Source organism: Allobosea sp. FG18 (assembly GCF_057809495.1).
Map to the genome: position 1 here is coordinate 1 of NZ_JBMDKB010000028.1, position 12511 is coordinate 12511.

General features: G+C 67.7%; 9 protein-coding genes. 3 read left to right on the forward strand and 6 right to left on the reverse strand.

Translation table 11 applies throughout. The annotated features are described in order from the left end of the window. The 4 genes from ACODTJ_RS24775 to tesB form a co-directional block, all read right to left on the reverse strand. On the reverse strand, positions 1-1344 hold a 1344-nt coding region (locus tag ACODTJ_RS24775), incomplete at its 3' end, for a DNA translocase FtsK 4TM domain-containing protein (protein WP_488850532.1). Positions 1345-1563: 219 nt separating this feature from the next. Beyond that, a complete protein-coding gene (locus ACODTJ_RS24780) occupies positions 1564-3039 on the reverse strand; it encodes an ammonium transporter (RefSeq protein ID WP_488850534.1) in 1476 nt (491 codons plus the stop codon). A gap of 26 nt (positions 3040-3065) precedes the next feature. Then, the gene (locus ACODTJ_RS24785; RefSeq protein WP_306224151.1) at positions 3066-3404 is read right to left on the reverse strand and encodes a P-II family nitrogen regulator; all 339 of its coding nucleotides are present in this window, start codon (positions 3402-3404) and stop codon (positions 3066-3068) included. Positions 3405-3642: 238 nt separating this feature from the next. Beyond that, positions 3643-4509 carry an acyl-CoA thioesterase II gene (gene tesB / locus ACODTJ_RS24790; protein WP_454654406.1) on the reverse strand — a complete coding sequence of 289 codons (867 nt, stop codon included), beginning with the start codon at positions 4507-4509 and terminating at the stop codon, positions 3643-3645. Positions 4510-4631: 122 nt separating this feature from the next. Between tesB and ACODTJ_RS24795 the strand changes: the two genes are divergently transcribed. Beyond that, on the forward strand, positions 4632-5882 hold the full coding sequence (locus ACODTJ_RS24795; RefSeq protein ID WP_454654407.1) for a ubiquinone biosynthesis hydroxylase: 1251 nt from the start codon (positions 4632-4634) through the stop codon (positions 5880-5882). A 28-nt stretch (positions 5883-5910) separates the two neighbouring features. On the opposite strand, the gene ACODTJ_RS24800 is transcribed toward ACODTJ_RS24795, so the two are convergent. Together ACODTJ_RS24800 and ACODTJ_RS24805 are read right to left on the reverse strand one after the other, a co-directional pair. After that, positions 5911-6108: a Trm112 family protein gene (locus ACODTJ_RS24800; RefSeq protein ID WP_047580901.1), complete on the reverse strand. Its 198-nt coding sequence runs from the start codon at positions 6106-6108 to the stop codon at positions 5911-5913. 107 nt (positions 6109-6215) lie between these two features. Beyond that, a complete protein-coding gene (locus ACODTJ_RS24805; RefSeq protein WP_454654408.1) occupies positions 6216-11048 on the reverse strand; it encodes an NAD-glutamate dehydrogenase in 4833 nt (1610 codons plus the stop codon). A gap of 182 nt (positions 11049-11230) precedes the next feature. Between ACODTJ_RS24805 and ACODTJ_RS24810 the strand changes: the two genes are divergently transcribed. Next, positions 11231-11779, forward strand: coding sequence for a peroxidase-related enzyme (locus ACODTJ_RS24810; protein ID WP_454658910.1), 549 nt, complete (start codon positions 11231-11233; stop codon positions 11777-11779). 358 nt (positions 11780-12137) lie between these two features. Beyond that, complete coding sequence (locus tag ACODTJ_RS24815) at positions 12138-12506, forward strand: DUF2794 domain-containing protein (protein WP_454654410.1); 369 nt, start codon at positions 12138-12140, stop codon at positions 12504-12506. Positions 12507-12511: the final 5 nt, after the last annotated feature.

Sequence of the window (12511 nt, forward strand, 5' to 3'; positions counted from 1 at the left end):
CGACACAGCACTCATCGAACGTGCGATGTCGTCCGCGAGAGAGATCACCCGGGAGGATTTCGTGCCCGGCGCCGGTTCCAGCTCATAGAGCGTGACCACGGGGCCGGGGCGCACCTGCGAGATCTCGCCGCGCACGCCGAAATCCTCCAGCACGCCTTCGAGCAGTGTGGCGTTTTGCTCCAGCGCGTCGGTCGAGACCGCATTGGCGGCGACCTTCTTCGGCTCGGCCAGATAGGTCAGCGGCGGCAATTCGAACGTGTCGCGGTCGAGCAGCGAGGGCTGGGCCTCGCGCTGCATGCGCTTGCCCGGCTTCGGCGCCGCGCGCGGCATGGTCACGCGCGGGGCGTTGAGGTCGCGCAGGTCCTGCGGCTCGTCGTCGAGATCGAAGGGCGGGTCATAGTCGTCGGCCGCTCGATTCGGGCCCGTAACAGAACGGGCGCCCGGCAGCGGCTCGGGATCGAAATCGGGCAGGCCGCGGCGGCCGGCCGGTGTCTCGCCGAATTGAGGCTCACGGCGGACGCGGCCATTGTCACGGGTCGGAACCACGCCGGTATCGACGGCAGGCTCGGGCGGTTGCGGCAGGCGGCGCAGGATCGCGGAGCGCAGCGCCATCGCGCCATGGGCAAGCCAGCCGATCAGGATGACCGCGATGCCGGGCTCGTCGTCACGGCGCTCGTCGGCGTCGGACCAGCTATCCTCGGCCTCGTCGTTGTCGAGAGCCGGGTCCTCGTCGGTGACGAAGCCGAAGCCGGCGGCGGCGGTGACCGCGAGAATGGCGATGCCGGCATAGAGGAAACCGACCAGGCTGCCGACTGCGCTGCCGGCGATGCCTGCGATATTGCGCGTGCCGAACAGCAGGCCGTCGCCGATGACGCCGCCCATGCCGGTGGGCAGGGGCCAGCGCGGTGTCGCCGGCAAGGCGCTGGCGACGGCGGCGGTCGCGGCGACGCCGACAACCCAGAGGCCGAGCTTCAGCGCGCCGCGATCGAAGATGTGGAAGCGGACGAGCCTGAGCGCCCAGATCACCGGCGGGAACAGCAGGGCGATGACGCCGAGCCCGATGAGCTGCATCAGGAGATCGGCGACCATGGCGCCCGGACGGCCGAGCCAGTTGCGGACGGCGCCGCTGGTGGCGTTGTTCAGGCTGGGGTCGTCGACCGACCAGCTTGCCAGAGCTGTGGCGACAGCGACCATCAGAGCGAGCACGCCCATGCCAGTCAGCTCCGAGGCACGGCGCGACAGGAACTCGCGCACCGGGTCCGGCAGGCGGTCCATGAGCGATTGGGAGCGGCGGATCGTGCGCATGCGGTTTCGGGTCTTGTCCGGACTGTCGGGCCGCACCATTCGGCCATCCGCGGAAGGTTAGGAAGCCGAGGTTAAGACCCGCTTAACCTTGCCGGGCGGAGCTCCGTCATTATCGAGCGGGCGAAGCGACGGCGCGGGAATCTCGTGTCGAAAGAGGCGTCTTCTCTTCGGGAGACGCCCGGGCATGATGGTCGGGAGCAACAAAAAGGCCCCGGCAGCGCTGCCGGGGCCGAGTTGCCGCTGGGAGCGGCGGGAGGATCAGCTGTGGTAGGCGCGCTCGCCATGCTCGGCGATGTCGAGGCCTTCGCGCTCCTGGTCGGTGGTGACGCGCAGGCCGACGACCAGGTCGACGATCTTGTACAGGATCGCCGAGCCGACGGCGCTGAACACGATGGTGAACAGCACCGCCTTGATCTGGGCCATCACGGCCGGGCCGAATTCATACGCACTCACGGCAAGCTCACCCGGCTTGCTGGAATAGTCCGGGATACCGGCGCCGCCGAGCGTGGTGTTGACGAGGATGCCGGTCGCGATCGCGCCGATGATGCCGCCGACGCAGTGGATGCCGAAGACATCGAGCGAGTCGTCGTAGCCGAGGGCGTTCTTCACGGTCGTGCAAAAGACGAAGCAGACGGCACCGGCGGCGAGGCCGAGCACGATCGAGCCCATCGGGCCGGCGAAGCCGGCGGCCGGGGTGACGGCGACGAGGCCGGCGACCGCACCGGAGACCATGCCCAGCATCGAGGGCTTGCCCTTGACCGCCCATTCCACGAACAGCCAGCCCAGCGCCGCCGCCGCCGTTGCGACGAAGGTGTTGAGCATGGCGAGCGCGGCGGTGCCGTTCGCCTCGAGGTTGGAGCCGGCGTTGAAGCCGAACCAGCCGACCCAGAGGAGTGCGGCGCCGATCAGCGTCATGGTCAGCGAATGCGGCGCCATCAGTTCCTTGCCGAAGCCGACGCGCTTGCCGATCAGGATACAGCCGACGAGGCCGGCGATGCCTGCGTTGATATGGACGACCGTGCCGCCGGCGAAGTCGAGCGCGCCCCACTTGAAGAGCATGCCGGCATCGGCATTGACGGCGTCGAGCGCGGCCTGAGCGGCAACCTTGCCGTCCGCGCCGGCCTCGGCGAGCGCCTTGGCGGCGTTGCCGACCGCGTCAGGCCCGCCCCAGTACCAGACCATGTGGGCCATCGGGAAATAGATGAAGGTGACCCAGAGCACGGTGAAGAGCAGCAGCGCCGAGAACTTCATGCGCTCCGCGAAGGCACCGACGATCAGCGCCGGCGTGATGCAGGCGAAGGTCATCTGGAAGCAGACATAGACGAATTCGGGGATGTAGACGCCGTTCGAGAACGTGCCGGCCACGGTGGTGGCGTCGACGCCCCGCAGGAAGGCCTTGGAGAAGCCGCCGACGAAATCGTTGAGGCCGCCGCCATTGGTGAAGGCGAGCGAGTAGCCATAGGTCACCCAGAGGATGCAGACGACGCTGACGATGGCGAAGACCTGCGTCAGAACCGAGAGCATGTTCTTCGAGCGGACGAGGCCGCCATAGAACAGGGCGAGGCCGGGAATGGTCATGAGCAGGACGAGGATCGTCGAGCTCATCATGAAGGCGACGTCGCCCTTGTTGGGAACGGGCGGGGTGGCGGGAGCCTGGGCCAGCGCAACGCCGGCCGTCAGCGCCGCCAGCGAGAGGCCAGCCAATCCGGCCCGCAGGGAAGTCCTGAAAGTCATCGTCGAAAACTCCTGAAGGTCGGGGCTCAGAGGGCGTCGGCGTCGGTCTCGCCGGTGCGGATGCGCACGGCCTTCTCGATCGAGGAGACGAAGATCTTGCCGTCGCCGATCTGGCCGGTGCGGGCGGCGGCGGTGATCGTCTCGATCACCCGGTCGACGAGCTCGTCGGAGACCGCGACCTCGATCTTGATCTTCGGCAGGAAGCTCACGGCATATTCGGCGCCGCGGTAGATTTCCGTATGACCCTTCTGGCGGCCGTAGCCTTTCACCTCGGTCACGGTCAGGCCGTGCACGCCGACGGCGGTGAGCCCGTCGCGCACCTCCTCCAGCTTGAACGGCTTGATGATCGCCATCACGATTTTCATGTGCTGGGTTTCCCCGTCTGCGCCGCCCGGTCGTCAGCCCCGGCGATCTCGTTGCACTCTCGCGCCTGCGGGATCGCAGTTGCGTCGCAACACGCAATTCAAGGGACGTGCCAACCCGCTCCGGACACTGCGAAGCCGCTTCCGGAGGCGGAATCAGAAAGGTCCGAGGAGAATGACAGGCGTTATTGCCTAAGATTTAGGCAATAGGCTGGATTCTGCGCAGATGCCTGAAATCCGATCAGCCGAGATCGGGCCGGGGCCGGACGAGCCCTTCCTGCGCGACCGAGGCGACGAGGCGGCCTTGCCGGTCGAAGACGAGACCGCGCGAGAAGCCGCGCGCACCCGAGGTCGAAGGGCTGTCCTGCGAATAGAGCAGCCAGTCATCGGCCCGGAACGGACGGTGGAACCAGAGCGCGTGGTCGAGGCTGGCGGCCTGGATCTTCTGGTCGAAGACCGTCGCGCCATGGGCGATCAGGCTGGAATCGAGCAACAGCAGGTCCGAGGCATAGGCGAGCACGCTCTGGTGGAAGGCCGGCTCATCCGGCAGCGGCTCGATCGCGCGGATCCAGACATTGAATTTCGGCTCCAGGTTCGCGGCACCCCGATAGCGTTCAAGCTCGACCGGACGGATCTCGATCGGTCGCTTGCGCTGGTAGAAGGTCTGGAGCGGGTTGTGTTCCGGCGCGCTGAACAGCTTCACCATCTCCTCGCGGTCCGGCAGCTCCTCCGGCATCGGCACCTTCGGCATCGGCATCTGGTGCTCGTAGCCGGGTTCCTCGACATGGAAGGAGGCGGACATGGCGAAGATCGCCTCGCCCTTCTGGATGGCCAGCACGCGGCGCGTGGTGAAGGAGCGGCCATCGCGCAGGCGATCGACTTCGTAGACGATCGGGACTTCGGGGTCGCCTGCCAGCAGGAAATAGGCATGCAGCGAATGCGGCTGCCGGCCTTCGACCGTCTTGCAGGCGGCATAGAGCGATTGCGCGATGACCTGCCCGCCGAAGACGCGCGGCCAGCTCGATTTGGGGCTGCGACCGCGGAACAGGTTGCGCTCGAGCTGCTCGAGGTCGAGGATCGCCGTCAGGGAAGCGCTGATCTGGGACATGGTCGGCGGTATCGCGGTCTAGTTGACGGACGGGCCGGCGCCCCGCACAGGGGCAGCCGGCTTCGTTGGCATCAGCACCGAGGCATCCCGTGGCGTCAAGTCGGCGCGGAGAGAAGGACGACATGGCTATCGAGCAGGGCAGCAGCGCCATGCGCATCGTCATCGCGGGCGGCGGCATCGCCGGGCTGGCGCTGGCGCTCGCATTGAAGCAGGGGCTGGGCGAGGATTTCTCGGTGATCCTGGCCGATCCGGCGCTGTCGGCCGCGCCCCGTGCCGATAACCGTGCCTATGCGGTCGCGGCGGGCGGCCGGGCCATGCTGAAGACGCTGGGCATCTGGGAGGGAATCGCGCATACGGCCCAGCCGATGCTGGAGATGATCGTCTCCGACAGCCGGACCGAGGACGCCGTCCGCCCGGTCTTCCTGACCTTCGACGGCGAGGTCGAACCCGGCGAACCCTTCGCCCATATGGTGGAGAATGCGGCGCTGGTCGCAGCCCTGAAAGCCGCGTGCGGCGATGCCGGCGTCGAATTGCGCAGCGCCGGCGTGCGACGCTTCTCCGCCGAGGATGCGTCGGTCGAGATCATTTTTGCCGACGGCACGCGCTGCGAGGCGGCGCTATTGGTTGCAGCCGATGGCGCGCGCTCGAAACTGCGCGAGCTGGCGGGGATCGGCTGGGTCGGCTGGGACTATGGCCAGTCCGGCATCGTCGCCACGATCGGACATGAGCGGCCGCATGATGGCCGGGCGGTCGAGCATTTCCTGCCGTCGGGCCCCTTTGCCATCCTGCCGCTGGCCGATGGCGGCAGGCTCGGACACCGCTCCTCGATCGTCTGGACGGAGCGGACAGAGAATGTCGCGCCGCTGCTCTCGCTCGATGCGCAGGACATGCTCGCCGAGATCGAGCGGCGCTTCGGGCTCGAACTCGGCGAGATCGCGCTCGAAAGCAAGGTGAGCGCGCATCCGCTCGGCTTCGGCGTGGCACGCCGCTTCGTGGGCGAGCGTCTGGCCCTGCTGGGCGATGCCGCGCATCTGATCCACCCCATCGCCGGGCAGGGGCTCAATCTCGGCCTGAAGGACGTCGCGGCGCTGGCCGAGGCTATCGTCGATGCGGCCCGGCTCGGGCTCGACCCCGGCTCGGCAGACGTCCTGGAGGATTACGAGAAGGCGCGGCGCTTCGACACGGTGGCGATGGGCGCGGTGACCGACGGGTTGAACCGCCTGTTCTCGAACGATGCGACGCCGCTCAGGTTGGCGCGCGATCTCGGCCTCGGCCTCGTCGACCGACTGCCGGGCCTGAAGCGCTTCTTCATCCGGGAGGCGGCGGGCGTCGCCGGCGCACCGCCACGATTGCTCCGGGGCGAGGCGCTTTAAGGGCCTCGTCTAGGCGGGCCAAACCGCCTTAATCCTCCAGCGGCCGCGCCTCTTCCGGCAGCATGATCGGGATGCCGTCGCGGATCGGATAGGCCAGCTTTGCGGGGCGGCTGATCAGTTCCTGTTTCGCGGCGTCGTATTCCAGCGTCGCCTTGGTCAGTGGGCAGACCAGGATTTCGAGCAGCTTGGGGTCGATGCGGGTGGTCGTGTCGGCTTCGCCGGTCATCGGTCTTTCCGTTCAACAAGTGCATCGGACCGAAAAGCGGATGCCGCCTTCCGGTCCGATGTCAGGACACTATGCTCAGATCGCTTCGCGCGCAGAGGCGCCGCAATCTACCGCTTGCGCGGCAGGTCGGCCAGCATGCCGGCCGCCACCATCAGTTTCGGCAAGGTCAGGCCGGAGCTCGCGATCGCGTTGACGGTGCTGCGGGTGCGCTCCGCATCCTCGCCGCGCTCGCTGAGCCAGCTCTCCAGCGTACCCTGCCCCTTGGCCGAGGCCGCAGCCTCCTGCGTCAGGTTGGACTGGGCGTCGTCGAGGGTCTCGATCGCCCGTTCGCGGGCGAGACGCTCGTAATCGTCCGTTGCCGGCACGGCCGCGGCCGCCGCCTTCAGGCTCGACAGGCCGAACAGCGCGTCGATGCCGAAATGGATGCGGGCGACGTCGCCGATCTTGCGCTTGCTACGTTCGGCGATGTCGACGATGTCGGTCGCCTCGGCGAGCGCCGGCAGGCTGGCGATGCGCGTGGCCAGCGCTTCCGGCACGCCCTCGGAGGTCAGCACGGCGATGCGGGCGAGCCTCGCCTGGGACGCCGCCTCGGGTAGGAGCGAGCCGAGCTCGCCGGCCAGCTCCTTCACACCCTTGGCGTAGCGGGCGATGGTCGGCTCGATCGTGCCGGGCTTGGCGACGCCGCGCCGCAGGAACCAGCCCATGCGGTTGGTGACGAGTTCCTGTGCGGCACCGTAGAGGCCGAGCTGGGTCTTGCCGGGGATTTTCGCATCGAGCGCGTCGATCTCGCCATTGAGGGCGATGAGATCGAAGGAATCCCGCGCGATCGCGTAGGCAGCCGCAATGGCCGGCGCGTCGGAGCGGGTCAGAGCCGCGAGCACCGGCACGAGAGCCGGGCCGCCACGGTTAACGATCGCGTTGGCGAGCTGGGTCGCGACGATCTCGCGGCGCAGCTTGTGGCTGGCGATCGCGTCCGGATAGGCCTCGCGCAGCGCCTTCGGGAAATAGCGGACGAGCTCGCTGGCGAGATAGGGATCGTCCGGCACCGGGGATTCGAGCAGAGCGTCGTGCAGCGAGAGTTTGGCATAGGCCAGCAGCACGGCGAGTTCCGGCCGGGTGAGACCTTCGCTGCGCTTCTCGCGCTCGGCGAGCTGGGCGTCGCTCGGCAGGTACTCGACCGCACGGTCGAGCCTTCCGTCCTGTTCCAATTTCTGCATCAGGAAGCGCAGGCCGGGCGTCGCGGCCGAGCCCTGCGCCTCGGTCAGCGAAAGCGCCAGCGTCTGCAGGTAGTTGTTGCGCAGCACGAGATCGCCGACCTCGTCGGTCATCGTGGCGAGCAATTCGTTGCGCTTGTCTTCCTTGAGGCGGCCGTCTGCCACGGGGCCCGCGAGCGCGATCTTGATATTGACCTCGACGTCGGAGGTGTTGACGCCGGCGGAGTTGTCGATCGCGTCGGTGTTGATCCTGACACCCTTGCGGGCCGCTTCGATGCGTCCGCGCTGGGTCATGCCAAGATTGGCGCCCTCGCCGATGACCCGCGCCCGGAGATCGTTGCCGGCGATGCGGATCGCGTCATTGGCGCGGTCGCCGACCTGCGCGTCGGTCTCGTCGGAGGCGCGGATATAGGTGCCGATGCCGCCGAACCAGAGCAGGTCGACGCGGCTCTTCAGGATCGCCGTCATCAGCTCGGGCGGCGAAACCTCCTTCTTGTCGAGGTCGAGCAGCGCGCGAACCTCGGGTGAGAGCGGGATGCTCTTGGCCTGGCGCGAGAAGATGCCGCCGCCCTTCGAGATCAGGCTCTTGTCATAATCGGCCCAGGACGAGCGCGGCAGGGCGAAGAGGCGCTGGCGCTCGGCCAGCGATTTTGCCGTGTCCGGATCGGGATCGAGGAAGATGTCGCGATGGTCGAAGGCTGCGACCAGCTTGATCGCGGGCGAGAGCAGCATGCCGTTGCCGAAGACGTCGCCCGACATGTCGCCGACGCCGGCAACGGTGAAGGGCGTGGTCTGGATGTCGATATCGACCTCGCGGAAATGGCGCTTCACCGCTTCCCAGGCGCCACGCGCCGTGATGCCCATGCCCTTGTGGTCGTACCCTTGAGAGCCGCCCGAGGCGAAGGCGTCGCCGAGCCAGTGGTGCTTCTCCAGCGAGATCGCATTGGCGGTGTCGGAGAAGGTCGCGGTGCCCTTGTCGGCGGCGACGACGAGATAGGGGTCGTCGCCGTCATGGCGCACCGTGTCCGGCGGCGGCACGATGGTTTCACCGTCGAGATTGTCGGTGAGTTCGAGCAGGTTGCGGATGAAGATGCGGTAGCTCTCGGTGCCTTCGGCGAGCCAGGCGGCGCGGTCGGAAGCCGGCGGGAGCTGCTTCGGGAAGAAGCCGCCCTTGGCGCCGACCGGCACGATCACAGCGTTCTTGACCTGCTGCGCCTTGACGAGGCCGAGCACCTCGGTGCGGAAATCCTGCGGCCGGTCGGACCAGCGCAGGCCGCCGCGGGCGACCTTGCCGAAGCGCATATGGACGCCCTCGACGCGCGGCGAATAGACGAAGATCTCGTAGAGCGGGCGCGGCAGCGGCAGGCCGTCGACCCTGGCGCAGTCGAACTTGAAGGTGATGGTCTGGCGCGGCTGTCCGTCCGGGCCGATCTGGAAGAAGTTGGTGCGCAAGGCGGCATCGACCAGATTGACGAGGCGGCGCAGGATGCGGTCGTCGTCGAGGCTGGTGACGGCGTCGAGCGCCTCCTCGATCTCGGCATGTTTCTGGGCCATGCGCTGCTCGCGTTCGCCCGCCGGGACGCGCGGGTCGAACTTGGCGGCGAAATAGGCGACGAGCCCGGCGGCGATGCCGGGATGGCTGGTCAGCGCATCGGCGATATAGCCCTGGGCATAGGGCGCGCCGGCCTGGCGCAGGTAGCGGCCGAAGGCGCGCAGCAGCGCCGCCTCGCGCCAGGCGAGGCCGGCGACGAGCACGAGCTGGTCGAAACGGTCGGATTCCGCGAAGCCGCGGAACTGCGCCATCAGCGCCGCCTCGATGGTCGGATCGAGATGTTCGACATCGATCTCGCCGTCGTCGGCGCGCTCCAGCGTCATGTCGTGCAGCCAGATGCGGACCGCATCGCCATTGCCCTGCGGCATGACGTTGTAGGTCCGCTCGTTGACGACGCGGAAGCCCATGTTCTCGAGCACCGGCACGCGGGCCGAGAGCGAGATCGGGGCGCCGCGCGAGAACACCTTGAGATTGGCGCGCTTGGCGTCGTCGCCTTCGCGCCGGTAGAGATTGACGGCGCGGCCGCGCTCCGGCGTGAGCTGCTGGAGCATCTCGATATCGACGAGCGCGTCGGCGGCCGAGAAGCGCTCACGATAGGCGGCGCCGAAGGCTTCGGCATAGCGCTCGGCCAGCGCGCGGGCGGCGGGGCCGGCCTTTTCCTGATCGAGCACGTCCTTCAGCCCGTCGCCCCAGGTCCGGACGATGGCGCTGATGCCGGCTTCGAGCGTCGAGCGCTCGACGCGCGGGGTTTTGCCCTCGTCGCGGCCGATGATGTAGTGGGTGCGCGAGAGCGGACCCTCGGGATAGGCGGGATAGGCGGCCGAGAGGCGCCCGGCATAGATCCGCGCCAGGAAATCGCCGACGCGCAGGCGCACCGTGGTGTCGTAGCGGTCCTTCGGGATGAAGACGAGGATCGAGACGAAGCGGTCGAACTCGTCGACGCGGGCGAGCGCGCGGATGCGCGGCCGCTCGGTGAGCTGCAGGATGTCGAGCGCGAACTGCTCCAGCGTCGGGGTGTCGATCTGGAAGAGCTCATCACGTGGGTAGGCATCGAGCACATTCATCAGCGCCCGGCCGGAATAGCTCGCCGGGTCGAAGCCGATATTCTTGGCGACGCGGGCGACCTTCAGGCGCAGATAGGGGATGGCGCGGGCCGAGCCGGTATAGGCGTTCGAGGTGAGCAGGCCGACGATGCGCAATTCGCCGTCGAGCCGGCCGTCCGGAGTGAACAGCTTGACGCCGACATAGTCGAGATGGACGCGCCGGTGGACGCGGCTCTTGACGTTGGCCTTGGTGATGATCAGCGCCTGGGGCTTGGCCAGGAAGGAGCGCAGCTCCGGCGTGACCGTGACCAGTTCGCGGCCCTTGCGCAGGACCTTGACCGTGGGGTTGCGCAGGATGCCGAGGCCCGAGCCCTCGATCGGGTCGGCCGCGACGTCGCCGCCGGGGAAGCGGTAGGCGCGGATGCCGAGCAGGGTGAAGTTGTCGCCGGCGATCCATTCGAGGAACTGCAGCGCCTCGTTGATCTCGTCCTCCGGCAGCGGCGGCGGATTGGCGCGATAGGCCTGGATCACCTCGGTGATGCGGCCGCGCATCGCGGCCCAGTCGTCGACGGCGAGCGCGACATCGGCATAGACGTGGTCGAGCCCGGCGCGCAGCTTCTCGCGGGCTTCCGGCGTATCGATGCGCGGGACATGGATATGGAGCAGGCTCTCGCGGCGCGTGCCCTCGGGGGCGCGGCCGGCGGCTTCGCCGGCGAGCGAGGTGAACTTGCCCTTGGCGTCGCGGGCGACGGCCAGGATCGGGTGGGCGACGAGGCGGGGCTCATGGCCCTGCTCCTGCAGTTCGGCGAGCGTCGAATCGAGCAGGAACGGCTTGTTGTCGTTGACGACCTCGAGAACGGTGAGCTGGTGCTTGCGCTCGTCCTCGCCGAATTCCTCGTCACGGAAGCGCAGGTTGATCGTGTCGGGCTTGCGCGGCTGAGCGAGGTGCTCGAAGGCGGCGGCGGCGGTGCGGGCGAGCATTTCGGCCGGGAGAGCGTCGAGATCCTCGGCGACGGAGCGGCCGAAGAGCAGGCGGGGGAACTCGGCGGGCATCGAATTCTTCAATCCGGTGGCTGCGGCCTCGATCGCTGCGATCGCGCCTGCGGTCGCGTTCGTCACCCGTTTGCCCATGTCCCAACCCCAGTTGTTTTGCCGCAGCGATGACATAGGCTGCGGAGCCTTTCAACTTGCCGTGCCTGAAAAAGCGGCAAACTGACGCTCCCCCCGACTCGACAGGACGCACCATGGCAATAAAGCATGACAAACCCAAGGTGGGAGAAGAGCCGGCGCGTCAGGATTCGCCGCCCGCCGTCATGGCTCTGGACCTGAAGCCGGGCGCGCTTTCAGCCGAAAACCAGGCTTATTTCGCGAAATGCGAGGAGAAGCTCGGATTTGTGCCGAATGTGCTGAGCTCCTATGCCCATGACGACGCCAAGCTCACGGCCTTCGCGGCCTTTTACAACGACCTGATGCTGGCGCCGTCCGGCCTGTCGAAGCTGGAGCGGGAGATGATCGCGGTCGCGGTCTCCAGCGTGAACCGCTGCTATTACTGCCTGACCGCCCATGGCGCGGCGGTGCGCCAGCTCTCTGGCGATCCCGTGCTGGGCGAGCTCATGGTGATGAATTACCGGGCGGCGGCGCTGTCGGTTCGGCATCGCGCCATGCTCGATTTTTCGGTCAAGCTGACGGAAACCCCGCATCTGATCGGCGAGGAGGACCGACAGGCCCTGCGCAAGGCGGGCTTCGGTGAGCGCGACATCTGGGATATCGGCGCCGTCGCGTCCTTCTACAACATGTCGAACCGGATGGCCTCGGCGGTCGATATGCGGCCCAATGCGGATTATCACGGGCAGGCGCGGTAAGATCGCTTTCCAACACCGGCATCTCGCGACGCCGGCCGGGAGGGTAGCCCCAAAAGAAAAACGGCCGGCGCAATGCCAGCCGCTAGTTGGCCCCGACTCGGTGGCCCGGCTCCGCCCGAACTCCGGGGGGCTGGGGGGCTGACAAACCGGCGATCAGTGAAACCGGGCCGTCGAGGCAACGAAGAGAGTTGAACGTCGCAACTTGGCGCTCGCTTGGCGTGTTCGCGGCGAAAATGGGGCAGTCGCTGACAATGCCGACCCAACGCGTGGTCCCTTGCCGGCTTGCTCCCTTGCCAGCGCAGGGCCGCGGGCGCATCATCCAGTGGTGATTTGGTGAGGCTCCGACCAGGGAGGCGCCATGAGCGAAAGCGAAACGCCACAACCGCAGGCCGCGAGCGCGGTTGTGAACTTCCCGGCGCCGGCGAGACCGACCGCCGTGACCTTCGACCGGCGCGAACTCAGCGAGTTGCTCAATCTCTATGGCCGGATGGTCGCGGCCGGCGAATGGCGCGACTACGCCATCGATTTCCTGAAGGACAAGGCGCAGTTCTCGGTGTTCCGGCGCTCGTCGGAGATGCCGCTCTATCGCATCGTCAAGGATCCGGCGCTGGCGCGGCGGCAGGGCGCCTATTCCGTCGTCGCGGCGACCGGGCTGATCCTGAAGCGCGGCCCGGAACTCTCGCGCGTGCTCAAGGTGCTCGACAACAAGCTCAGCGTGGTGAGCTGACACGT

Bases quoted from the DNA above. Each gene is read 5' to 3' on its own strand.
- tesB (WP_454654406.1), bottom strand. From the start codon at position 4,509: ATGTCCCAGATCAGCGCTTCCCTGACGGCGATCCTCGACCTCGAGCAG.
- ACODTJ_RS24810 (WP_454658910.1), top strand. From the start codon at position 11,231: ATGGCTCTGGACCTGAAGCCGGGCGCGCTTTCAGCCGAAAACCAGGCT.
- ACODTJ_RS24805 (WP_454654408.1), bottom strand. From the start codon at position 11,048: ATGGGCAAACGGGTGACGAACGCGACCGCAGGCGCGATCGCAGCGATC.
- ACODTJ_RS24785 (WP_306224151.1), bottom strand. From the start codon at position 3,404: ATGAAAATCGTGATGGCGATCATCAAGCCGTTCAAGCTGGAGGAGGTG.
- ACODTJ_RS24815 (WP_454654410.1), top strand. From the start codon at position 12,138: ATGAGCGAAAGCGAAACGCCACAACCGCAGGCCGCGAGCGCGGTTGTG.
- ACODTJ_RS24800 (WP_047580901.1), bottom strand. From the start codon at position 6,108: ATGACCGGCGAAGCCGACACGACCACCCGCATCGACCCCAAGCTGCTC.
- ACODTJ_RS24795 (WP_454654407.1), top strand. From the start codon at position 4,632: ATGGCTATCGAGCAGGGCAGCAGCGCCATGCGCATCGTCATCGCGGGC.
- ACODTJ_RS24780 (WP_488850534.1), bottom strand. From the start codon at position 3,039: ATGACTTTCAGGACTTCCCTGCGGGCCGGATTGGCTGGCCTCTCGCTG.